Source organism: Streptomyces sp. NPDC050806 (assembly GCF_055586425.1).
The window spans coordinates 407,510-429,872 of sequence record NZ_JBVJIF010000008.1 but is presented as its reverse complement, the minus strand read 5'-3'; the positions used below and the strand labels follow the sequence as shown (position 1 = coordinate 429,872).

Sequence of the window (22,363 nt, the reverse complement as noted above, 5' to 3'; positions counted from 1 at the left end):
CAGGGCCCCAGGGACACCCAGGCGCCGCCCAGTGCGCCGCCCGGGGGTGGGGAGACGGACATTCCACCGGTGTCGCGGCCTGGCCACAGTGCGGAGCGCGATCCGGGAAACGCGGACCGGACCCCGGGAGAGACGGCCGATCCGGGCGTTCGCCCGTCCTCGGTGCAGGGATCCCATGAATCCCCTCCCGCCCCAGGGGGTCAGAACCCCTCCCTCGGCATCGTTCCGCCCGTGCCGTCCACCCCGGCCCCGCGCCGCTGCGAGCAGGCCTCCGCGCCGGCGACGAAGTGCCCGACGGTCACGCCGGACACGGCCGCGCCGGCTCCGGGGCCCACGCGGCCCTGAACGGTGCGATGACCGACGACGCGGCTCCGGAGCCGGGGTCGGAGCCGACCCCGGTTCCGGACGACACCGCTCCTCCCGCTGCCGCTGCCACCGCCCCCGCCGGCCGCGGCATCGAGTTCGCGAACACGGCGCTGGGCGCCAGTTCCCTTTTCCTCGCCCTGATGCTCTACGCGGGACTCATGCACAACGCCTCGTACTACGGCTACTTCCACATCGACACGTTCGCCGTCGGATTCGACGCGCTGGAATTGGCCGTGACGAGCCTGCGCCTGATGACCCTGCCCGTGCTCACGGCGCTGGCACTTGTCGCCTTTCTGCCCCGACTCCCGGAATTCCTGACCACACTGGGCGTGCCCGCCGTCGTCCTCCGCACCATGCGGCGGTCCGGGGCCCTCCTCGCGAAAGGGCATCTCGTCCTCGTCGCCCTCGGAATTGCCCTGCTGTTCTTCTGGCGCCTTCTTCAACCGCACACCTGGGTCGCCCCCCTGATGGTGATGTGCGGGCTGCTGATGGGGCAGACCGCGGCCGCCGCGCCGGGGCCGGGCACGGCGAAGCCGGTCCGGCACCGGGCGATTCCGCTCGCGGTCGCGGGGATCTTCGGGATGTGGCTGATCGCTCTGGCGGCCGGGCGCATGGGGCAGGCGGACGCGGAGGCGGACGCCGCCGGGGTGGCGCGGCGCGTGCCCGTCGTGGTGTTCAGCACCGAGCTGCTGAGCATGACCGGGCCGCCCGGTCTGGACGCGCCCGTGGATCTCGGAAAGAGCAAGCACTACCGGTACCGCTACACGGGGCTGCGCCTCCTCGTGGAGCGCCACGACCGCTACTACCTGATCCCGATGGGCTTCGACCGCGACACCGATCCGACGTACGTGATCAAGGACGACGACTCCGTCCGCATCGAACTGCATCCCGGCGTCACGGAAGGCGGGGCAAGGTAACAGGCCTGGCGGGTGTCCGGCCACGTGTGAGGGAGTTCATTCACTTCCGGCCGGATACACAGGGCTACCGGCCGCCGGGGGCGCGCCGCGGGGTCGATGCGGTGGCGCCGCTGGCCGGGGTGGTTGCGGGGCGGATTCAGGCGTACCGGATGTGACTTTTCCGTGACCGCCGCATCGACTGAGTGTCACCGGACCGATGCCGGAACGAGATGCGCGAGGGTCACTCCAATACCGCGTGTCCCATAGAGTGCGCTGCACGTTCTTGTGTGCGTGTCCCAAGGACGACCAGGCTTCTTCGGGAGGGGAACGTAAGTCATGCGCCGCGAGGTGAGGTACGGGCTGATCGGCGGGGCGATCGCCCTCGTCGCGGGAGGCGTCGGCGGGTACACCCTGATGGGAAGTTCCGGTGACGAGGCCCCGCAGCAGGAAGTCATGGCGGCGGACGGCAAGTCGGGGGACGGCGAGCAGTCGGTGAAGACCGGGCCGCTGTCCGCGCAGGAGGTGAAGACCGCCGCGAGCGGCTTCCTGGACGCCTGGCAGTCGGGCGACGCGGCGAAGGCCGCGAAGTACACCGACGACGCCGAGGCGGCCGCCACCGCGCTGAAGGGCGTCAGCGAGCAGGCCCACTTCACCAAGGTGACGCTCACGCCGGGCGCTCGTAAGGGTGACACGGTGCCGTACGAGGTGGCCGGGCAGATCGCGTACAAGGGGCAGCGGGCCGCCGTCTCCTACAACACCTCGCTGACCGTCGAGCGGGACAAGTCCACCGGCAAGCCGGTGGTCGGCTGGCAGCCCACGCTCGTGCACCCCGGCCTGTCCGAGGGCGACACGCTGCGTACGGGCGCGGGCGAGGCGCCGCCCATCAAGGCCGTGGACCGCAACGGCAAGGAGATCTCCAAGGAGACCAACCCGGAGCTGGCCGGCGTCCTGGACAGCCTGCGCACCAAGTACGGCGACAAGGCCGGCGGCACCCCGGGCGTGGAGTTCTTCATCCAGCGCGCCAAGAGCGACAACAAGGCCACGCAGAAGCCGGACCAGACCCTGAAGGTCCTCTCCAAGGGCACCCCCGGCACGCTGAAGACCACCCTGGACGCCAAGGTGCAGGCCGCCGCGCAGAAGGCCGTCGCCGGGAAGAGCAAGGCCTCGGCGGTCGCGGTCAAGCCCAGCACCGGCGAGATCCTGGCCATCGCCAACTCGCCCACCAAGGGCTTCAACGTCGCCACGCAGGGCTCGCTCGCGCCGGGCTCCACGATGAAGGTCGTCACCTCGTCGATGCTCATCGACAAGGGCCTGACCTCGCCGAACAAGAACCACCCGTGCCCGAAGTACGTGACGTACGGCGGCTGGAAGTTCCAGAACCTCAACAAGACCGAGATCAAGAACGGCACCTTCGCGCAGAGCTTCGCCGCTTCCTGCAACAACGCCTTCATCTCGATGGCCAAGAAGCTCAGCGACGACGACCTGACCAAGCAGGCCCGGGACGTCTTCGGCCTCGGCCAGACCTGGAACACCGGCATCCCCAGCTTCGACGGCAACGTCCCGGTGCAGAGCGACGCGCAGATGGCCGCCTCGCTCATCGGCCAGGGCGGGGTCCGCATGAACCCGCTCAACGTCGCCTCCATCGCGGCCACCGTCCAGTCCGGCAGCTTCCACCAGCCGTACATCGTCTCCCCGGACCTCGACCACCGGTCGCTGGCCAAGGCCTCCCGGAACATGAAGCCGGAGACCGCGTCCGCGCTGAAGTACCTGATGAAGCTGACCGCCACGTCCGGCACCGGCGCCAAGGCGATGTCCGGCCTCAGCGGTGACATCGGCGCCAAGACGGGCTCGGCCGAGGTCGACAACCAGAAGAAGCCGAACGCCTGGTTCACCGCCTACAACGGCGACCTCGCTGCCTCCGCCGTCGTCCCCGCCAGCGGTCACGGCGGCGACAACGCAGGACCGGTCGTCCGCGCCATCCTCGACCAGGGCTGACGGCCCCGGCTTCGCAGCACCTCCGGAAGGGGGCGGTCCGCATTGCGGACCGCCCCCTTTTCCCGGTCGCATGGCCCGTACAGCTTTCGCTAGCGTGCGGGGCATGAGTACTTCTGCCGACGCTCATCCCCTGTTCGCCGAGGCGCTGCGCGAGCTGGGCCTGGAAGTCGCGGTACGCCGCTTCCCCGACGCGACCCGCACGGCGGCACAGGCCGCTGCCGCCGTCGGCTGCGAGCCCGCCGAGATCGTCAAGTCGCTGGTCTTCGCGGCGGACGGGGTGCCGGTCCTGGTCCTGGTGGACGGCTCCTCCCGCGTGGACATGGAGAAGGTCCGCGCCGAGCTGGGCGCGCAGCACGTTGGACGGGCTGACGCCGCGGTCGTCCGCGAGACCACCGGGTACGCCATCGGCGGTGTACCGCCCTTCGGGCACCGCACCCGTACCACCGTCCTCGCCGACCGGGGGCTGCTGGCGCACGGCACGGTGTGGGCAGCGGCCGGCACCCCGCACACCGTCTTCCCGCTCGACCCCAAGTCGCTGATCGAGCACGCGGGCGGCCGCGTCGTGGACGTCCGCGAGCACACCCCGTGACCCCGCTCGTCGTCGCCGCCGTCCTGACCGCCGCCGTCACCCACGCCGGCTGGAACGCGATCGCCCACGGCATACGCGACCAGCTCCTCGCCTTCACCCTCGTCGGCACCGGCGGCGCCGTGTGCGGCGTGGTGCTCGCCGCGGTCTCCCCGCTGCCCGCCGCCGGCTCCTGGCCGCTGCTCCTCGCCTCCGCACTGCTGCACGTCGTCTACCAGGCGCTGCTCATGCGGTCCTTCCGCCTCGGCGACTTCGGGCAGATGTATCCGATCGCGCGCGGCACCGCGCCCCTCGTGGTCACCGTCCTCGCCGCCGTCTTCGTCGGCGAGCTGCCCGACGCCTGGGCGCTGACCGGCGTCGCCGTGGCCTCCGCCGGTCTCCTGGGCGTAGCGCTGTGGGGCATCCGCGGCTCCGGTACGCGGCCGCACTGGCCCGCGATCATCGCCTCCGTCGCCACGGGCCTGGCCATCGCCTCGTACACGACGGTCGACGGGGTGGGCGTCCGCGAGTCCGGCACCCCGCTCGGCTACATCGGCTGGCTGATGCTCCTGGAGGGCATCGCGATCCCGGCGTACGCGCTGGCCACCCGGCGCCGCGCGCTCTTCGCCGAGCTGCGTCCGTTCGCGGCCCGCGGGCTGCTCGGCGGTGTGCTGTCCGTGCTCGCGTACGGCCTGGTGCTGTGGGCCCAGACCCGCGCACCGCTCGCGCCCATCGCGGCGCTCCGCGAGTCCTCGATCATCGTCGGCGCCGCGATCGGCGCCATCTTCCTGAAGGAACGCTTCGGCGCGCCGCGCATCGCCGCGGCGGGCCTGATGGTGGTCGGCATCGGCCTGATGCTCCACACGAGCTAGCCGGGCCACGAGTACGCCGGTGGGGACGGGGGCGGCGGCGCTGCGGCGCCGGCGGCCCGCCGCTTCGGGGGCCCGTGACCGTCCTCAGACGGCCGTGCGGAGCGCGCGGACCAGCGCCTGGGCCCGCGGGTCGGCCGTGACGTTCTTCTGCATGCCGTTGGTGACGTAGCCGAAGGACGTACCGGATTCCGGGTCCGCGAAGGCGAGGGCGCCGCCACGGCCGGGGTGGCCGAAGGAGCCGGGTGCCAGCAGCGGGGCGGCGGGGCCGTGCAGCATGTAGCCGAGGCCGAAGCGGGAGGCGGCGACGAGCGTGCGGTCCGGGCCCGCGGACTCCTCCGTGCGGGCCAGCGTCAGCGTGGCGGGGGCGAAAAGGCGCGGATGGCCGTCCACCGGGCCGATGAGCGCCGCGTACAGGCGGGCCAGCGAGCGGGCCGTCGCGATGCCGTTGGAGCCGGGCAGCTCGGCCGCCCGGAAGGCCGGGTCGTTCTCGTCGGCGTGCGGCGTGATCGCCGCGAAGGCCCGGCGGGTGGGCGACGTGGGGTCCTCGTACGCCTCGGCCACGGCCCGCTTGGGCCGTACCTTCAGGCCCGCCCCCTCGGGGGCCGGCGGCGGGGTGATCTCGGCGAGCCGGCCGGCCCGGCCGCGTGCCGCCTCCGTCTCGGGGAGGCCGATCCACAGGTCCAGGCCGAGCGGCCCGGCTATCTCCTCGGCCACGAACGTGCCGATCGAACGGCCGGTGACCCGCAGCACCAGCTCGGCGAGGAGCCAGCTGAACGTCTGGGCGTGGTAGCCGTGGTCCGTGCCCGGCTCCCACGCGGGCGCCTGCGCGGCGACCGCGGCCGGGCCGCTGACGCCGTCGACGGCCTCGGCGGGGGTGAGCGGGGTGTCCAGGACGGGCACCCCGGCCCGGTGCGAGAGCAGGTGGCGGACGAGCGTGCGCTCCTTGCCCGCGGCCTTGTACTCGGGCCAGTACGTGCCCACCGGCGCGTCCAGGTCCAGCTGGCCGCGCTGGTGGAGGAGGAGCGGTACGACGGCGGCGACGCCCTTGGTCGCGGACCGGACGACCTGCGCGGTGCCCTCTTCCCAGGGCGTCCCGGAGCCCTCGGCACCCTCGACGCCCGCGGCACCCTCGGCAGCGGCGGTGCCGTCGCGGTCGCCCGCCCACAGATCCACGACCTTGCGCCCGTGCCGGTAGGCGGCGACGGCCGCCCCCCGCTCGCCGCGCCGCGCGAAGTTCGCCGCGAAGGCATCGCGGACCGGCTCGTAGCCGGCCTCGACCGTGCCGTGGACGTCCACCACTGTTCCCGCTTCCCACTCATCCGTCGCGTTTGTGACCCATCCATGGTGCAACGCGCCGATCAGTGCTGATGACCAGGAACCCACTGGCCGTGGGGAGGGTCACAGGGGGAAACGGGAACCGTCACACGGGCGCGGTCACCGATCGGGGATCGAAACCGAAGGGCAGTTCGAGCCGGTGCGTGGCCATCAGCTCGGCGTCGCAGAGCAGGTCCTGGGTGCGGCCGTCCGCCGCGATGACGCCGCCGGAGAGGACGACCGAGCGGGGACACAGCTCCAGCGCGTACGGGAGGTCGTGCGTGACCATCAGGACGGTGACGTCCAGGGACCGCAGCACGTCGGCGAGTTCACGGCGGGAGGCCGGGTCGAGGTTGGACGAGGGCTCGTCCAGTACGAGGATCTCGGGGCGCATGGCGAGGACCGTGGCGACCGCGACCCGGCGGCGCTGCCCGAAGGAGAGGTGGTGCGGCGGGCGGTCGGCGAAGCCGGCCATGCCGACGCGGTCGAGCGCCTCCGTGACCCGCTCGTCCAGTTCCGCGCCGCGCAGCCCGGCAGCGGCCGGGCCGAACGCGACGTCCTCGCGGACGGTGGGCATGAACAGCTGGTCGTCGGGGTCCTGGAAGACGATGCCGACGCGGCGGCGAATCTCGGCGAGGTGGCGCTTGGCCACGGGGAGGCCGGCGACGGCGACGGAGCCGGCGCCCGCTTCGAGGATGCCGTTGAGGTGGAGGACGAGGGTGGTCTTGCCGGCGCCGTTCGGGCCGAGCAGGGCCACCCGCTCGCCGCGGGCCACGGTCAGGTCGACGCCGAAGAGGGCCTGGTGGCCGTCGGGGTAGGCGTACGCGAGCCCGGAGACCTCCAGGGAGGGGGCGGCGTCGGGGGTGCGGTGGTGCGGGGTCATAGCGTCCATCCCAGCAGGCAGACGGTGAGTGCGGCGAGCGGGAGCGCGGCGGCGGAGGTCCACTGGGCGCGGCCGGCGGTCACCTCGTCGGTGACCGGCATGGTGCCGGTGTAGCCGCGGCTGACCATCGCGAGGTGGACCCGCTCGCCGCGCTCGTAGGAGCGGATGAAGAGGGCGCCGGCGGACTTGGCGAGCACGCCCCAGTGGCGGACGCCGCGCGCTTCGAAGCCGCGCGAGACGCGGGCGATGCGCATCCGGCGCATCTCGTCGGTGATCACGTCGCCGTACCGGATCATGAAGGACGCGATCTGGACCAGCAGCGGCGGCATCTTCAGGCGCTGGAGGCCGAGGAGGAGCGCGCGGAGTTCGGTGGTGGACGCCAGCAGTACGGAGGCGGCGACGCCGAGGGTGCCCTTGGCCAGGATGTTCCAGGCGCCCCACAGGCCGGACTCGCTGAGCGACATGCCGAGCGCGTGCACGCGCGGGCCCTCGGCCACGAAGGGCATCAGGAGCGCGAAGGCCACGAACGGGACCTCGATGAGCAGCCGCTTGAGGACGAAGCCGGCCGGCACCCGGGCCGCCGCCGTGACCGCCGCGAGGAGCACCGCGTACAGGCCGAAGGCCCAGACCGCCTCGCGCGGGGTGGAGACGACGATCAGGACGAAGGCGAAGACGGCCGCGATCTTGCAGTGCGCGGGGAGCGCGTGCACGGGCGAGTGCCCGTCCCGGTAGAGCTTGTGCGCGTGTCCGGCACCCACGTCAGACCTGCTCGGGGGCGCGCTCGTCGGTGGCGGCCGGGGCCGTGTCCCGGCGGCGGCGTACGACGAGGAAGACACCGCTGCCGACGGCCAGGGTCGCGCCGACGCCGATCACGCCGGCCAGGCCGCCGGAGAGCCGGGCGTCGGTGATGTCCTTGACGCTGTAGTCGGCGAGCGGGGAGTCCTTGGCCGCGTGGTCCTCCTCGTGCCGGTCGATGCCCTTGTCGTGGGCGACCTTCTCCAGGCCGTCGGGGCTGGCGGAGGCGTAGTAGCTGATGCCGCCGGCGCAGACCAGGGCGGCGGCGACGCCCGCGAGCCAGACGCGCTTGGTGGAACGGGGCGCGGGTGCCGGCGTGGCCGTCTGCGGCTGGGCCGGGTCCGCGGGGGCGGCCTCGGACGCGGCGACGGGGGCGGGCTCGGCGGCGGGGGCGGTCACGGCGGGCTCGGTACGGGGCGCGCCCGGGGCCGCCGGGGCGGCGACGGGGGTCACCTTCAGTTCGAGCGGCTTGCTGAGGCCGCGGGCGCCGTACACGAGGTCGGGGCGTACGGCGATGACCGCGCCGACGGTGAGCGCGGTGATGGCGGCCTCGCCGATGCCGATGAGGACGTGCACGCCGACCATGGCGGTCAGCACCTTGCCCGTGGAGACGTCGGCGGTGCCGCCGAGCGCGTAGATCAGGGTGAAGGCGAGGGCCGCGGCCGGGACGGAGAGCAGGGCCGCGACGAAGCTCGCGACGGTGAGGGAGCGGCGCTTGCGCGGCAGGACCTTCACCAGGCCGCGGAAGACGGCGTACGCGACGACCGTGGTGACGATGGCCATGTCGGTGATGTTGACGCCGAGCGCGGTGAGGCCGCCGTCGGCGAAGAGGACGCCCTGCATGAGGAGGACGACGGAGACGCAGAGGACCCCCGTGAAGGGGCCGACGAGTATCGCCGCCAGTGCCCCGCCGAGGAGGTGGCCGCTGGTGCCGGCGGCGACGGGGAAGTTCAGCATCTGGACGGCGAAGATGAACGCGGCGACCAGGCCCGCGAGCGGCGCGGTGCGCTCGCCGCCGAGGCCGTCACCGCCCAGCTCGCGGCGGGCGCCGCGCAGGCTGACCGCGACGGCGGCAGCGGCGACCACGCCGGTGGCCACCGAGACCGGTGCGTCGATGAATCCGTCGGGGACATGCATGGCTGGGAATCTCCGCTCGTGGCCGGTAACCCACTCATGGTGGTCGTACTGCAAATCATGTGCAAGAGCGCTCTTACCGCGGAACTGCCCGTTCGGAGTGGTCGCCACCCCTCCCCGCACTCCCGTGCGCCTCCCCCGTACACGGGCAAAAGGTGGCAACTACGAGCGATTCCGCGAAGCCGAGGCGGTCCGAAACCGTCAGCCGGACCCTGGCGGTGCCGCGGTATGACATCGGCCACCACGACCGCCCGGCGGGACGACGAGAAGGCGGGCGAGTGCGCGCAGGAGCGCACCGCCGCATGAGCTCCGGCGTGCGCCCGGAGGGAACCGTGGGGCAAGGCTCCACTCGCTGTCATCCCTTGGGATGAGATACGCAAGTCGAGTTGCCGCGGCCTGTCCGGGCCGAAACGATGGACGGGTGAGCGACGCACAGGAGGCCGTCGAGCCGCCCTCGGAGACGCAGTCCGCCGCCGCACCGGCCCGTGGCCGCCTGCGGCCCGTCAAGCCGGACGGAGGTTCCACCGGCGGTTCCTACCTCCGCTTTCCCCATATTCACGGGGACACGGTGTGCTTCGCGGCCGAGGACGACCTGTGGGTGGCCCCGGTGGTGCCCGAGGACGCCGAGCCGCCCCGCGCCTGGCGGCTGACGGTGGACCGTACCCGCGTGAGCCACCCGCGCTTCTCCCCCGACGGCGGCGAGATCGCCTTCACGACGTGGCGCAGCCTGGATCCGGAGGTGTACGTCGTCCCGGCCGAGGGCGGCCCGGCCCGCCGGCTGTCGTTCTGGGGCAGCGTGGACGCCCGGGTGTGCGGCTGGACGCCGGACGGCGACATCCTCGCGGTGTCCTCGCACGGCCAGCCGTTCTCGTACTACTCCTGGGCGTACAGCCTGCCCACGGACGGCAGCCCGGGCGGCCGGCTGCCGTGGGGCCCGGTGTCGAACATCGCGGTCGCCGACCTCGCGGGCGAGCGGCAGACGCTGCTGCTCAGCGGCACTCCGCCACACGAGCCCGCGTCGTGGAAGCGGTACAGAGGCGGCGCGACGGGGCGGCTGTGGCTGCACGGCACGCAGCTGGTGCCGGAGGTCGACGGCCATCTGGACTCGCCGATGTTCGTGGGCGGCCGTATCGCCTTCCTCTCCGACCACGAGGGCGTCGGCAACGTCTACTCCTGCCTCCCGGACGGCACGGACCTGCGCCGCCACACCGATCACGCGGACTTCTACGCCCGGCACGCCGCCAGCGACGGCGAGCGGATCGTCTATCAGTGCGCGGGCGAGCTGTGGCTGGTGGAGGACCTGAGCCCGGGGGCCGTGCCGCGCAGGCTGCCGGTCCGGCTCGGCGGGCCGCGCACGGGCCGCCGTACGCACCAGGTGCCGGCGGCCGCCAACGTCACCTCCCTCGCGGTGGACGCCACCGGCCGGGCGAGCGCGGTCGGGGTGCGCGGCAGCCTGTACTGGCTCACGCACCGCGACGGACCGGCGCGCACCATCCACGACGCCCCGGGCGTACGGGTCCGGCTGCCGGAGATGCTGGGCGACACCGGCCGCATCGCGTACGTCACGGACGTGGTGGGCGAGGACGCCATCGAGATCGCCGACCTGCCCAAGGCGTCAGGGCCGGGCGAGCCCCGGCGGCTCGCCGCCGGCCGGCTCGGCCGGGTGCACGAACTGGTCGCGTCCCCGGACGGCGAGCGGCTGGCGGTGGCCGCCAACGACGGTCGGCTGCTCCTGGTGGATGCCTCCGAGGAGGGCGACGGCGAGGTCACCGAGCTGGTGCGCTCGGAGAACGGCCCGGTGCGCGACCTGGCGTTCGCGCCCGATTCGAAGTGGCTGACCTGGTCGCATCCGGGCATCGGCCGGTCGCTGCGGCAGATCAAGATCGCCAAACTGGGCGACGGGCCCGTCGTGGACGTCACCAACGGGCGCTTCGAGGACGAGCAGCCGGTCTTCACCCGCGACGGCCGGTACCTCGCCTTCCTGTCCTGGCGCGGCTTCGACCCGGTCTACGACGTGCACACCGGCGACCTGTCCTTCCCGCTGGGCTGCCGCCCGTACCTGGTCCCGCTCTCCTCGGCCACCCCCTCGCCCTTCGCGCTCTCCCCCGAGGGCCGGCCCGCGGCGGGCGGCCTGGACCCGGTGGACACGGCGGCCGAGGGCATGGTGCTGGTGGAGGTCGAGGGGCTGGCCAGCCGGGTGACGCCGTTCCCGGTCGCCGCCTCGAAGTACTCCGCGCTCGCGCCGGTGGCGGGCGGCGGGCTGGTCTGGCTGCGCTGGCCGATCTCCGGGGCGCTGGGCGAGACCTTCGCCAACCCCGACAACACCTCCGGGCAGCCGACGCTGGAACACTTCGACCTGGTCAAGGCCAAACGTACGGAGCTGACCAGCTCGCTGGACTCGTACGCGCTCAGCGGCGACGGCACCCGTCTGGTGATCAACGACGAGGGCGACCTGCGGTCGGTGCCCGCGATCGAGACCCCGGACGCCGACTCCACGGTCTTCCTGGACCTGCGGCGCATCCTGCACGACGTGGACCCGGCGGCGGAGTGGCGGCAGGCGTTCGACGAGGCGGGCCGGATCGTCCGCGCCTACTTCTGGGACCCGGGCATGTGCGGCATCGACTGGGCCGGCGTCCTGGACCAGTACCGCCCGATGGTCGAACGGGTCGCCTCCCCCGACGAGTTCGCCGACCTGCTCCGCGAGGTGCTGGGCGAGCTGGGCACCTCGCACGCGTACGTCACCGGCGCCCGCCGCAACGAAGGCCCGCCGCACTACCAGCGCGCGATCGGCCTGCTCGGCGCCAACTTCGTCTGCCGCGACGGCCGCTGGATCCTCAAGCGCATCCTGCCCGGCGACTCCTCCGACTCCAAGGCCCGCTCCCCGCTGGCCGGTACGGGCATCCGCGAGGGCTCGGCGCTCACCCACATCGACGGCCGCCCGGTCGACCCGGTCGGCGGCCCGTTCCCGCTGCTCGCCGCGGCCGGCGGCACCACCGTCGAGCTGACCTTCTCGCCCGCCGAGGGCGACGGCCCGGCCCGCCGGGTGGCCGTCGTACCGCTGATCGACGAGCGGCCGCTGCGGTACCAGGACTGGGTGGCCAAGCGCCGCGACGTGGTCCGCGAGCTGAGCGGCGGCCGGTGCGGCTATCTGCACATCCCCGACATGGGCGGGTCCGGCTGGGCGCAGTTCAACCGCGACCTGCGGATGGAGGTCTCCCGGCCCGCGCTCATCGTGGACGTGCGGGGCAACGCGGGCGGCAACATCTCCGAGCTGGTCATCGAGAAGCTGACCCGCACGATCGTGGGCTGGGACCTGACCCGGGACGCGCAGCCGGTGACGTACGTGTCGAACGCGCCGCGCGGCCCGGTCGTGGCGGTCGCCGACGAGATGACCTCCTCCGACGGCGACATGATCATCGCGGCCTTCAAGCTCCAGGGCATCGGCCCCGTGGTGGGCCTGCGCACCTGGGGCGGGGTGGTCGGGATGACCGGCCGGCACCGCCTCGGCGACGGCACCTCCATCACCGTCCCGATGAACGCCGCGTGGTTCGATGCGTACGGCTGGGACGTGGAGAACCACGGCGTGGAGGCGGACATCCAGGCGCTGCGCTCGCCGCTCCAGTGGGCCGAGGGCCGCAACCCGCAGCTGGGCGTCGCCGTCCGTACGGCGCTGGAGCTGCTGGAGCGGCACCCGGCGACGGACCCGCCGGGGCTGGCCGACGTCCCCGACAACCGGCGGCCGGCGCTGCCGCCGCGCGCCGACGGCTGACCGCGGCAACGGCCGGCAGGCAACAGGTGAGGGGCGCATCCGCTTCGGATGCGCCCCTCACCTGTCACCGATCGCGCCTCAGGCCTCCATGCCCTCCTCGGCGGCGGTGCGCGGCCGGGTCGCCGCCTCCGGAGGCCGTTCCGGCACCTCTTTCTCGCCCGCAGCGCGCGCCCGCTCGTCGAGCTCGCGCTGCTTGGCCCGGAACTGGTCTATGAGGCCCATGACGTGTACTCCCGTGGGGTGACGACAGAACTCACCCCAGGGTGCCATATGCGTACATAGAGAGCATTTCGGACATCACGCTCTGTGGGGTGCTCCGCCCCGCCGCGCGGACTACCGCTCGGACCGCGCGGTCTCGTCCGCCGCGCCGCCCGCGCCCACCAGCCCGATCTTCATGCCCTCCAGCCGGTCGCCGAAGCGCTTCATCTCGCGCTGCCCGACCGAGCCGATGATCCCGGGCAGGTAGCCGCGGATCGACTGCATCCCGCGCAGCCACCACTGGCCGTAGACGTGCGCGGAGCGGCGCTCGATGCCCGCCACGATCCGGTCGACCGCCGGGCCGAGCGGGTACGTCTTGTTCGACGGCCAGGGCAGCCGCTGGCGCAGCTCGCGCATCACGTCGTCCTGGTCGGCGCCGCGCACCATGTCGGTGTCGGTCCAGCTCAGGTAGCCGACACCGACCTTGACGCCCTTGTGGCCGACCTCGGCGCGCAGGCTGTGCGCGAACGCCTCGACGCCCGACTTGGACGCGCAGTACGCGGTCATCATCGGCGCCGGGGTGATCGCGGCGAGCGAGGCGATCTGCAGGAAGTAGCCGCGGGACTCCATCAGGACGGGCAGGAAGGCCCGCCCGGTGACGGCGCCGCCGATGAGGTTCACCTCGATCACCCGCCGCCAGGCGACCGGGTCGGAGTCGACGAACGGGCCGCCGGTGGCGACGCCCGCGTTGGCCACCACCGCGTCGACCTTGCCGAAGTGCGCCTTCACCTCCTGCGCGATCCGGGCGAGCGCCTCGTGGTCGGTGACGTCGGCGTGCCAGTGGGCCGCCTCGCCGTGCAGGGAGACCGCGACCTTCTTCAGCTCGTCCGGCTCCAGGCCGACCAGCGCGAGCTTGGCGCCGCGCGCCGACAGCTTGCGTGCCAGCAGCTCGCCGACGCCGCGTGCCGCACCGGTGACGACGACGACCTGGCCCTCCAGGGTCCTGCGTCCGCTCATGCCGACTTCTCCTTCGCTTCCCCGGCGCGCCGCGCCTTCGTCTTCTGCTTCGGGGCGACCGCGGCCGGCTCGGGGGCGGCCGCGGTCAGGTGGTCCCGGACGAGCTCGCGGATGCGGTCCGCGACCGCGTCCGGCGCCTCGATGGGCGTCATGTGGCCCAGGCCCGGCAGCTCGGTCAGGCCCAGGCAGTTGGGCAGTACGGAGGCCAGCCGGCGGGCGAGGACGATCGGGGTGAGCCGGTCGGCCGTGCCCGCCACGATCGCGGTGGGCACCTCCAGCCGGGCCACCTCGCCGGTCAGCTCCAGGCCGGCGAGCACCTTTCCCCACCGGGCGCGCACCCCGGAAGGGCAGGCGTGCACGATGCGGGCGCACGCCTCGATCTGCTCGGGGGTGGCGGCCGGGCCCATCGTGGCGTACTTCAGGACGCGCTTGCCGGGCGCCGTGACGGGGCCCAGCGGGGCGCGCGAGCCGAGGACCGCGCGGTGGGCGAAGCGGCGCGCGCCGGGCGAACGCAGCGGGATGACCATGGCCTCCGCCGCGAGGTCGGCGGCGCCGGTGCTGCACAGCAGGACGGCGGCGGCACGCTCGCGCATGCCGGTGCGGCGGGCCGCGGCCATCGCGGTCATGCCGCCCATGGAGTGCCCGGCCAGTACGGCTCTCTCGCCGGGCTCCAGCGCGGCGGCCAGTACCGCTTCGAGGTCGTCGGCGAGCGCGTCGGTGCTGTAGCCGCCGGGGCCCGCCGCCGGGCTGCGGCCGTGCCCGCGCTGGTCGTAGACGACGACCTTGTGGTCGACGGCCAGTTCGCGGACGACCGGGGCCCAGAAGGCGGTGGAGCAGGTCCAGCCGTGGGCCAGGACCACGGCCGGCGCGCCCTCGGGGCCGTGCACCTCGGCGTGCAGCCGGGAGCCGTCGGTGGAGGTGACCGTCAGCTCGCGGCGGGCGGCGGGCGGGGCGTAGCGCCCGGTGGTGACGTACGGCGGGCGGCTCATGCGACGGCCTCCACGGTCTGCTCGGCGGATGTGTCGTGCTGCGCAGGCGCGCGCAGCACCTCGTACTCGGCGAGGTCGACCCGGCGGGTGACCTTGCGGAACTCGGAGGTGGTGCCGGGCCAGACGGTGGTGTTGCGGCCGTTGGCGTCCAGGTACCAGCTGTCGCAGCCGCCGGTGCTCCAGACGGTGCGCTCCATGCGCTTCTGGACGGCGGCGGACCAGGCGTGCACCGCGGAGGGGCGGGCGTCCAGGGCTGTCCGGTCGCCCAGCAGGTCGAGCTGGCGCAGGTAGTCGACCATGTAGTTCAGCTGGGACTCGATCATGAGGATCATCGAGCTGTTCCCGAGGCCGGTGTTGGGCCCGATGATGGTCAGGAAGTTGGGGAAGCCGGCCGCGCTGCCGCCGCGCAGCGCCTCCATGCCGTCCTTCCACTCCTCGGCGAGGGTGGTGCCGTGGGCGCCGGTCACCCGCGCGGCGATGGGCATGTCGGTCACGTGGAAGCCGGTGCCGAAGATGATCGCGTCGACCTCGGTCTCGGTGCCGTCCGCGGCGACCAGGGTGTTTCCGCGCACCTCCTTCAGGCCGGAGGCCACGACGTCCACATTCGGCTCGGCGAGCGCCGGGTAGTAGCTGTTGGACAGCAGGATGCGCTTGCAGCCGATGGTGTAGTCGGGGGTGAGCCTGGCGCGCAGCGCGGGGTCCTTGACCGCCCGGTGCATGTGCGCCTTGGCCAGCGCCTGGACCACGCCCAGCTCCTTGGGCCGCTTGGTGAACGCGGAGACCTGGAGCTCGCGGATGCCCCACAGCAACTGGCGGCGGAGCGCGCGGGTGGCGGGCACCTTGGTGTGCAGCCAGTGCTCGGCCCGCGTGATCTTCCGGTCGGCGCGCGGCATGACCCACGGGGGCGTCCGCTGGAAGACGGTCAGCCGGTCCACGGTCGGCTGGATCGCGGGCACGATCTGGATCGCCGAGGCGCCCGTACCGATCATCGCGACCCGCTTGCCGCGCAGGTCGTAGTCGTGGTCCCAGCGCGCCGAGTGGAAGACCTTGCCCTCGAAGCCGTCGAGCCCGGGGACGTCGGGGATCTGCGGGTCGGAGAGTGGCCCGGTGGCCGACACCACCATGTCGGCGGTGAGCGTGCCCCGCGCCGTCTCGACCTCCCAGTACAGCCGCTCGGTGTTCCACCGCGCACTCCTGACCTCCGCGTTGAAGCGGAGGTGCGGCCGCAGCCCGAAGGTGTCGGTGACCCGCTCCAGGTACGCCCGTATGTGCGGCTGCCCGGAGAAGTTCCGCGGCCACTCCGGGTTGGGCGCGAAGGAGAACGAGTACAGATGCGAGGGCACGTCGCAGGCGCAGCCCGGGTAGCTGTTGTCGCGCCAGGTGCCGCCGACCGAGTCGGCGCGTTCCAGGACGACGAAGTCGGTGATCCCCTGGCGGCGCAGCCGGACGGCGGCCCCCAGGCCGCCGAACCCCGATCCGATCACCACCACCCGTACGTGCTCGTGCTCGCGCTCGGCCATGCCGCGCCTCCTGTGTCCGTACCGTCGACCGCTCCGAACCGCGCCAGTAATCACTGGCACAGTCGGAGAGTAGGACAGCTCCGTACCGAGCGGTAGGGGTTGAGCGAAAGGAAGTTACCGGCGGTTGCACCTGCCGGCGGCGCCGGGCACCCGGCATAGGGTGAAGCCGTGGAAGCGAACACAGGCACGGAGGACGGCCCGAAGGAACGCGAGTTCCGCATGTCCGAGCTGGCGGCGGAAGCCGGCATCACGGTCCGTACGCTGCGCTTCTACCGCGAGCGCAAGCTCATCCCGCCGCCCCGCCGCGAGGGCCGGATCGCCTGGTACAACGAACACCACCTGGCCCGGCTGCGGACGATCGCGGCGCTGCTGGAGCGCGGCCACAACCTCGGCGGCATCGCGCAGCTGCTCACCGCCTTCGAGAGCGGCCGTGACCCCGGCGAGCTGCTCGGCCTGGACAGCAGCTCCCTCGTGGCGCCGTTCTCCGAGGAGACCCCGGTCCGCCTCACCCCCGAGGAGCTGGCCGACCACTTCAAGGACGACGTGACGGCCGACAACCTCGCCACGTCCCTGGACATCGGCTATCTCGCCGTCGACGGCGACGAGTTCGTACACATCAGCCGACGGCTGCTGGACGCCTCCACGGCCCTGGTCGCCGAGGGCGTACCGCTCGCCGCCGTCCTGGACGCCGGGCGTCAGGTGCGCGCGCACGCCGACGCGCTCGCCGAGCTGTTCATCAAGGTCATCCGTACCCACGTCCTGCGGGACGTGCTGGCCCGCGTGGAGTCCGGCGCCGGCCTCGGCCCCGACGAGCTGACCCGGCTCGCGCAGACCATCGACAAATTCCGCCCGCTCTCCAAGGGCATCGTCGACGCCGAGCTGTCCATGGCCATGGACCGCGCCATCGGCGCCGAGCTGGCCTCCTGGTCGGACAGTCCGGCGCCCCCGGCGGGCGGGGCCCCGGACGACGACTGAGCCCGCCTCCGGCACCTGCGCCGGAAACGGGCTCAGCCCTTGGTGGTGCTGTCGGCTACGCGCCTGCCGGGTGCCCCGCCGCGGGCACGGAGGCCGGGTGCTGACCGCTCTCGTGGTGGCCGGCCGGGTGCTGACCGGTCTGGTGGTGGCCGCCCTGGGGCTGACCGCTCTGGTGCTGACCGGCCGCGGGCGTGGCCGCCTCCGGCTTGGCGGCGGCCTGGTGCTGCCCCGCCTGCGGCTTCGCGGCCTGCGGCTTGGCGGCCTGGGGCTTGGTGCTCTGCGGCTTCGTGCTCTGCGGCTTGGTCGCCTGGGGCTTGGTGGCCTCCGGCTTGCCGGCCTCGGGCTTCGTCGGCTCCGGCTTCCCGGCTTCCGGCTTCGCGGCCTCCGGCTTGCCGGGCTCGGGCTTGCCGGCCGGCTGCTGCACCGGGTCCGGCTTCGGCTTCGACGCAGCCGCCTGCTGCACCGGCTTCAGCTTCCAGATCTGCCGCTGGCTCCGGTCCGAGCAGGGCTTCAGGGCGACCCGGTCGCCCTTCGCGCGGTCGATGACCTCGGTGAGGCAGTACGTCCGGACGGGCGCGCGCAACTGGCTGCGACTGGGGTCCGTGCCGGTTCTCCGGATCTGGTAGCCGTCACCGTGCCGGGTGAACGTCCAGTCCGTCATGTGCTTCGCCGAGCAGGACGGGAACATCAGCTTGCGCGCGGGGCTCGTGCCGAGGCAGCCCTTCTTCGCCTCGCTCCGCAGCTGGAACCGGTCCGCGTGCGGCTTCAGGCCGAACACGTCGGTCGGGCCCTGGCTGCCGCAGGTGATGAGCGACAGGTCGAGCATCCCCTTGACCGCGCGCGGGGCGAGGCAGCGGCCGTCGACGGCACTGGCGATGCGGAAGTCTCCCTTCGCCGGGGCCGCGGGCCGCTCGGCGGAGACGGCCGAAGCGGTCCCCGCCTGAGCCAGCAGCAGCGCCGCTCCGGCCAGGGCGCCGGAGGCGGCCTTGATCCTGTAGGGCATGGTGCGTTTCCTCTCCTGGGTCGCCGCGACCGGAACCGGCTCACGGCATCAATGTCGACAAAACGCAACAAAGCATGAAAACAGGAGAGATGCCGACTAACACGCATGAGTGGGTGAAAGAAACGGCGCGCTGGAGTGCCGCACTCGGACACGCGGGTGAACGTGCGCGGAGCCGCCCGGGGCCCCTCGCCCCGGGCGGCTCCGCGCCGTCTCAGACCTCGTAGACCGCCGTGACCGGAGCGTGGTCGGACCAGCGCCGGTCATAGGAGGCGGCGCGTTCGACGTACGCCTTGCGGGCGCGGTCGGCGAGGCCCGGGGTGGCCATCTGGTAGTCGATGCGCCAGCCCGCGTCGTTGTCGAAGGCCTTGCCGCGGTAGGACCACCAGGAGTACGGGCCCGCCACGTCCGGGTGGAGGCCGCGGACGACGTCCCGGTAGCCGGCCTCGTCCAGGACGCGGGTGAGCCAGGCGCGCTCCTCGGGGAGGAAGCCGGCCTTCTTCTGGTTGGCCTTCCAGTTCTTCAGGTCGGCCTCCTGGTGGGCGATGTTCCAGTCGCCGCAGACCACGACCTCGCGGCCGTCCGCCGCCGCCTTGGCCTTCAGCTCCGCCAGGTACGGCAGGAACTCCGCCATGAAGCGCTCCTTCTCGTCCTGCCGGTCGGTGCCGACCTCGCCCGAGGGCAGGTAGAGGCTGGCGACCGTGACGCCCGGCAGGTCGGCCTCGACGTACCGGCCGCTGGTGTCGAACTCGGCCGAGCCGAAGCCCACCCGCACCCGGTCCGGCTCCCGCCGGGTCAGCAGCGCGACACCGGCCCGGCCCTTGGCCGCCGCCGGCGCGTACGTGGCGAACCAGCCCTCCGGCGCCCGCACCTCCGCCGGGAGCTGTTCGAGTTCGGCACGCACCTCCTGGAGGCAGACCACGTCGGCGGCGGTCTCCGCCAGCCACGGCACGAAGCCCTTCTTGGAGGCGGCCCGCAGGCCATTCACGTTTACTGAGGTGACGGTGAGCATCCGGGCACGATAACCGACCCAGGCACCACACTCCCCTCACCCATCGGACGCACGTACGATTCCAGGAATGGAGATTCGTCCGGTTCGTTATGACCATCCCGACGCCGTGAAGCTCGACGAGCTCGTCCAGCAGGAGTACGTACTGCGCTACGGCGACCCCGACGTGACGCCGCTCGACCCGGAGATGTTCGTGCCGCCGAACGGCATCTACCTCCTCGCGTACGAGGACGGCCGGCCGCTGGCCACCGGGGGCTGGCGCACCCAGGACGCCAACGACGACGGATACGCGGACGGCGACGCCGAGATCAAGCGGATGTTCGTGACGGCCGAGGCGCGCGGGCGCGGGCTGGCGCGGCGCATCCTCGCGGCGCTGGAGGACGACGCCCGCGCGGCGGGCCGGACCCGCATGGTGCTGGAGTCGGGCATCAAGCAGCCGGAGGCGCTGGCGCTGTACGCGTCCAGCGGCTATCTGCCGGTGACGAAGTTCGGGCACTACCGCTTCTACGAGGAGAGCCGGCACCTCGGGAAGTCCCTGCAGCGCTGACCGGCACACCGGCCTCTCGCGCGGCTGATCAGCGGTAACCCCCCTCACCTCACGACCTGTTTGACAGCGGCCGAGGCCGCTCCCCATACTCATTCCACTAATTAACTAGTGGAAGTAGGGAAGGGGGGTCGGCGCATGAGCGACCCGACAGAACAGGGCGGCGGCGGGTCCGGCGGCTGGGCGGTCGAGGCACACGGGCTGGGCAAGAAGTACCGGCGGGGATGGGCGCTGCGGGACCTCTCGTTCCGGGTCCCGGCCGGCCGGATCTGCGCGCTGGTCGGGCCGAACGGCGCGGGCAAGAGCACGTTCCTCGGGGCGGCCACCCGCCTGGTGCAGCCGTCCGCCGGGACGCTGGAGCTGTTCGGCGTGCCGGTCACCGACCCGGCCGTGCTGGCCCGGTTCGCCTTCCTGGCCCAGGACAAGCCGCTGTACAAGCGGTTCACGGTGGCCGAGACGCTGCGGATGGGCCGCGAGCTGAACCCCGAGTGGGACCAGGCGGCGGCCGAGCGGATCGTGCGCTCCGGGGACGTCCCGCTGACCGCAAAGATCGGCACGCTCTCCGGCGGCCAGCGCACCCGGGTCGCGTTCGCGCTGGCCTTCGGCAAGCGCCCGCGGCTGCTGCTGCTCGACGAGCCGATGGCCGACCTCGACCCGCTGGCCCGGCACGAGCTGTCCGGGCTGCTGATGGCCGAGGCCGCCGAGCACGGCACGACCGTGATCATGGCCTCCCATGTGCTCCCCGAGCTGGAGGACATGTGCGACTTCCTGCTGGTGCTGACCGGCGGCCGACTCCGGATGGCCGGTGACACCGACGTGCTGCTCGCCGCGCACGCCCTGGTCACGGGCGCGACGGAGGACGGCACGCTGCCCCGGGCGCTGACCGCGGCCTGCACGGTCGTGGAGAACCGCGTCACGGGACGCCAGTTCACCGCGCTGGTCCGCGGTGACACACCGGGGGTCGAGGTCCCCGAGGGGCCGTGGGAGACCGTGTCACCCGGCCTGGAGGAGGTCCTGCTCGGCTACCTCCGCGCCGCCGACGCACCGCCCCTGATCACCGCCGCCGCCCGGACCGAGACCCGCCTGGAGGCGGCATGAGCACGCTGACCGGTACGAAGAAGCCCGCGGGCACCCCCGCGTCCGCCCGCAGCGGCGGCCTCCTGCACGGCCTGCCCTGGCTGGTCTGGCGCCGCAACCGCACGGCGTTCCTGCTGCTGGCCGCGATCACCGTGGTGGTCTGCGCGTACTGCCTCTACCAACGCGCCGGCGTGGTGGAGTTTGTCGCGCAGTACGGCAACGACTCGCGCTACGCCGAGAAGTTCGACGAGGCGTACAAGCCGGTGTTCGACCGCCTCTACGCGCTGTCCTCCCTGCCCGGGCTCCTCGGCATCTTCCTCGCGGCGCCGCTCATCTCGGGCGAGCAGGAGCACGGCACCGTGCGGCTGGTCACCACGCAGTCGGTTTCGCGTACCCGCTGGATCACCGCGACCGTGCTGCTCCCCCTGCTGATCGTCCTCGTCTGCTCCACCCTGCTCTCCCTCTCCTTCACCGCCCTGTGGTCGCCGGCGAGCCGGCTGGTGAACTACGGCGACTGGCTCGGCGGAACCATCTTCGACATCACGGGCCCGGTGCCGGTCGCCATGGCCCTGTTCCTCACCAGCTGCGGCTTCGCCGTGGGCCTGCTCATCCGCCGCGTGGTCCCCACGATGGTCGTGATGCTCGTCGTCTCGTTCGGCACCTCGGTCGTGTGGGACTGGCTCCGGGTCCGCCTGGTCGCCCCGCACAGCGCCACCGCCCCGGCCAAGGGTGACTACCCGACGATCCCGGACTCCGCCATCAACCACGACCAGTGGCTGGGCACCTCCGACGGCCGCCTGCTCGGCTACGGCAGCTGCGTCGACGCCAAGAGCGAGGCCGCGTGCATGGCCGACAAGGGCATCGTGCATAAGATCGTCGAGTACTTCACCTTCGACCAGATGCCGGGGATGCAGTGGCGGGGCTCGGCCGTCCTCGTCGTACTGACCGTTCTGGTCGTGGCGTTCACCGTGCTGTGGACCCGCCGGCGGCCGCTCTGAAACACCCACCGCAGATCCCCGGGCGAAAGGCCCCGACCATGGTCGAATTCCGCATCGACCGGCGCAGTGGCGTCGCCACCTACCTCCAGATCGTCCAGCAGGTCCGGCAGGCGCTGCGGCTGGGCACCCTCGTGGAGGGCGACCGGCTGCCCACCGCCGCGCAGGTGGCCGCCGCCACGAAGGTCAACCCCAACACCACGCTCAAGGCGTACCGGGAGCTGGAGCGCGAGGGCCTGGTGGAGCCGCGTCCGGGCCTGGGCACCTTCGTGAGCCGTACGCTCGCCCGGCCGGAGTCCGAGGGCGACACGGTGCTCCGGTCCGAACTGGCGGACTGGCTGGACCGCGCCCGCGCTGCGGGCCTGGACCGCGAGGACGTGGAGGCACTCCTCGCGGCCGTACTGGAGGACCGCTTCCCCCGCCCCTGACCCGGCGGCCGGGCGTACGGAG

20 protein-coding genes are annotated in these 22,363 nt (G+C 72.9%); 10 read left to right on the top strand and 10 right to left on the bottom strand.

All coding sequences use genetic code 11. The annotated features are described in order from the left end of the window. Positions 1-353: 353 nt before the first annotated feature. The 4 genes from ACZ6WH_RS26750 (at position 354) to ACZ6WH_RS26735 (ending at position 4,694) form a co-directional block, all read left to right on the top strand. Positions 354-1,283 carry a hypothetical protein gene (locus tag ACZ6WH_RS26750; RefSeq protein WP_469731232.1) on the top strand — a complete coding sequence of 310 codons (930 nt, stop codon included), beginning with the start codon at positions 354-356 and terminating at the stop codon, positions 1,281-1,283. A 315-nt stretch (positions 1,284-1,598) separates the two neighbouring features. After that, positions 1,599-3,257, top strand: a complete 1,659-nt coding sequence (locus ACZ6WH_RS26745) for a penicillin-binding transpeptidase domain-containing protein (RefSeq protein ID WP_432855540.1) — start codon at positions 1,599-1,601, stop codon at positions 3,255-3,257. Positions 3,258-3,360: 103 nt separating this feature from the next. Next, a complete protein-coding gene (locus tag ACZ6WH_RS26740) occupies positions 3,361-3,846 on the top strand; it encodes a YbaK/EbsC family protein (RefSeq protein ID WP_469731230.1) in 486 nt (161 codons plus the stop codon). Next, positions 3,843-4,694 (top strand): EamA family transporter, encoded by an 852-nt coding sequence (locus ACZ6WH_RS26735; RefSeq protein ID WP_469731228.1) that lies wholly within the window; start codon positions 3,843-3,845, stop codon positions 4,692-4,694. Before ACZ6WH_RS26740 ends, ACZ6WH_RS26735 begins: the two co-directional genes overlap by 4 nt. Before the next feature lie 84 nt (positions 4,695-4,778). Here the strand turns inward: ACZ6WH_RS26735 and ACZ6WH_RS26730 are convergent, their stop codons facing one another. The 4 genes from ACZ6WH_RS26730 to ACZ6WH_RS26715 form a co-directional block, all read right to left on the bottom strand. Beyond that, positions 4,779-5,993, bottom strand: a complete 1,215-nt coding sequence (locus ACZ6WH_RS26730) for a serine hydrolase domain-containing protein (protein WP_469731225.1) — start codon at positions 5,991-5,993, stop codon at positions 4,779-4,781. A gap of 121 nt (positions 5,994-6,114) precedes the next feature. Beyond that, positions 6,115-6,900 carry an energy-coupling factor ABC transporter ATP-binding protein gene (locus ACZ6WH_RS26725; protein ID WP_469731223.1) on the bottom strand — a complete coding sequence of 262 codons (786 nt, stop codon included), beginning with the start codon at positions 6,898-6,900 and terminating at the stop codon, positions 6,115-6,117. Then, positions 6,888-7,649, bottom strand: a complete 762-nt coding sequence (gene cbiQ, locus ACZ6WH_RS26720) for a cobalt ECF transporter T component CbiQ (protein ID WP_432855555.1) — start codon at positions 7,647-7,649, stop codon at positions 6,888-6,890. The genes ACZ6WH_RS26725 and cbiQ overlap by 13 nt, the downstream gene beginning before the upstream one ends. Position 7,650: 1 nt before the next feature. Continuing rightward, on the bottom strand, positions 7,651-8,823 hold the full coding sequence (locus tag ACZ6WH_RS26715; protein WP_469731221.1) for an energy-coupling factor ABC transporter permease: 1,173 nt from the start codon (positions 8,821-8,823) through the stop codon (positions 7,651-7,653). Positions 8,824-9,313: 490 nt separating this feature from the next. On the opposite strand from ACZ6WH_RS26715, the gene ACZ6WH_RS26710 reads away from it, so the two are divergent. Beyond that, positions 9,314-12,589, top strand: coding sequence for a S41 family peptidase (locus tag ACZ6WH_RS26710; RefSeq protein ID WP_469731402.1), 3,276 nt, complete (start codon positions 9,314-9,316; stop codon positions 12,587-12,589). A gap of 78 nt (positions 12,590-12,667) precedes the next feature. Here the strand turns inward: ACZ6WH_RS26710 and ACZ6WH_RS26705 are convergent, their stop codons facing one another. The 4 genes from ACZ6WH_RS26705 to ACZ6WH_RS26690 all read right to left on the bottom strand — a co-directional run bounded on the left by ACZ6WH_RS26705 (position 12,668) and on the right by ACZ6WH_RS26690 (position 16,313). After that, positions 12,668-12,811: a hypothetical protein gene (locus tag ACZ6WH_RS26705; RefSeq protein ID WP_432855560.1), complete on the bottom strand. Its 144-nt coding sequence runs from the start codon at positions 12,809-12,811 to the stop codon at positions 12,668-12,670. A 111-nt stretch (positions 12,812-12,922) separates the two neighbouring features. Continuing rightward, on the bottom strand, positions 12,923-13,804 hold the full coding sequence (locus ACZ6WH_RS26700) for an SDR family oxidoreductase (protein ID WP_469731219.1): 882 nt from the start codon (positions 13,802-13,804) through the stop codon (positions 12,923-12,925). Then, entirely contained in the window at positions 13,801-14,793 is a 993-nt protein-coding gene (locus tag ACZ6WH_RS26695; protein ID WP_469731217.1) for an alpha/beta fold hydrolase, read from the bottom strand. The genes ACZ6WH_RS26700 and ACZ6WH_RS26695 overlap by 4 nt, the downstream gene beginning before the upstream one ends. Further along, entirely contained in the window at positions 14,790-16,313 is a 1,524-nt protein-coding gene (locus ACZ6WH_RS26690; RefSeq protein WP_432855567.1) for a flavin-containing monooxygenase, read from the bottom strand. The genes ACZ6WH_RS26695 and ACZ6WH_RS26690 overlap by 4 nt, the downstream gene beginning before the upstream one ends. A 219-nt stretch (positions 16,314-16,532) precedes the next feature. On the opposite strand from ACZ6WH_RS26690, the gene ACZ6WH_RS26685 reads away from it, so the two are divergent. Beyond that, entirely contained in the window at positions 16,533-17,288 is a 756-nt protein-coding gene (locus tag ACZ6WH_RS26685) for a MerR family transcriptional regulator (RefSeq protein WP_432864423.1), read from the top strand. Positions 17,289-17,343: 55 nt separating this feature from the next. Here the strand turns inward: ACZ6WH_RS26685 and ACZ6WH_RS26680 are convergent, their stop codons facing one another. Further along, on the bottom strand, positions 17,344-18,291 hold the full coding sequence (locus ACZ6WH_RS26680; protein WP_469731215.1) for a hypothetical protein: 948 nt from the start codon (positions 18,289-18,291) through the stop codon (positions 17,344-17,346). Between the two features lie 211 nt (positions 18,292-18,502). After that, complete coding sequence (locus ACZ6WH_RS26675) at positions 18,503-19,300, bottom strand: exodeoxyribonuclease III (protein ID WP_469731213.1); 798 nt, start codon at positions 19,298-19,300, stop codon at positions 18,503-18,505. A 67-nt stretch (positions 19,301-19,367) separates the two neighbouring features. Between ACZ6WH_RS26675 and ACZ6WH_RS26670 the strand changes: the two genes are divergently transcribed. The 4 genes from ACZ6WH_RS26670 to ACZ6WH_RS26655 all read left to right on the top strand — a co-directional run bounded on the left by ACZ6WH_RS26670 (position 19,368) and on the right by ACZ6WH_RS26655 (position 22,341). Beyond that, entirely contained in the window at positions 19,368-19,844 is a 477-nt protein-coding gene (locus ACZ6WH_RS26670; protein ID WP_469731211.1) for a GNAT family N-acetyltransferase, read from the top strand. 135 nt (positions 19,845-19,979) lie between these two features. Further along, positions 19,980-20,939, top strand: a complete 960-nt coding sequence (locus ACZ6WH_RS26665) for an ABC transporter ATP-binding protein (RefSeq protein WP_469731209.1) — start codon at positions 19,980-19,982, stop codon at positions 20,937-20,939. After that, positions 20,936-21,916: an ABC transporter permease gene (locus tag ACZ6WH_RS26660; protein WP_469731207.1), complete on the top strand. Its 981-nt coding sequence runs from the start codon at positions 20,936-20,938 to the stop codon at positions 21,914-21,916. The genes ACZ6WH_RS26665 and ACZ6WH_RS26660 overlap by 4 nt, the downstream gene beginning before the upstream one ends. Before the next feature lie 38 nt (positions 21,917-21,954). Continuing rightward, complete coding sequence (locus ACZ6WH_RS26655; protein WP_432855581.1) at positions 21,955-22,341, top strand: GntR family transcriptional regulator; 387 nt, start codon at positions 21,955-21,957, stop codon at positions 22,339-22,341. The last annotated feature ends 22 nt before the right edge of the window (positions 22,342-22,363 follow it).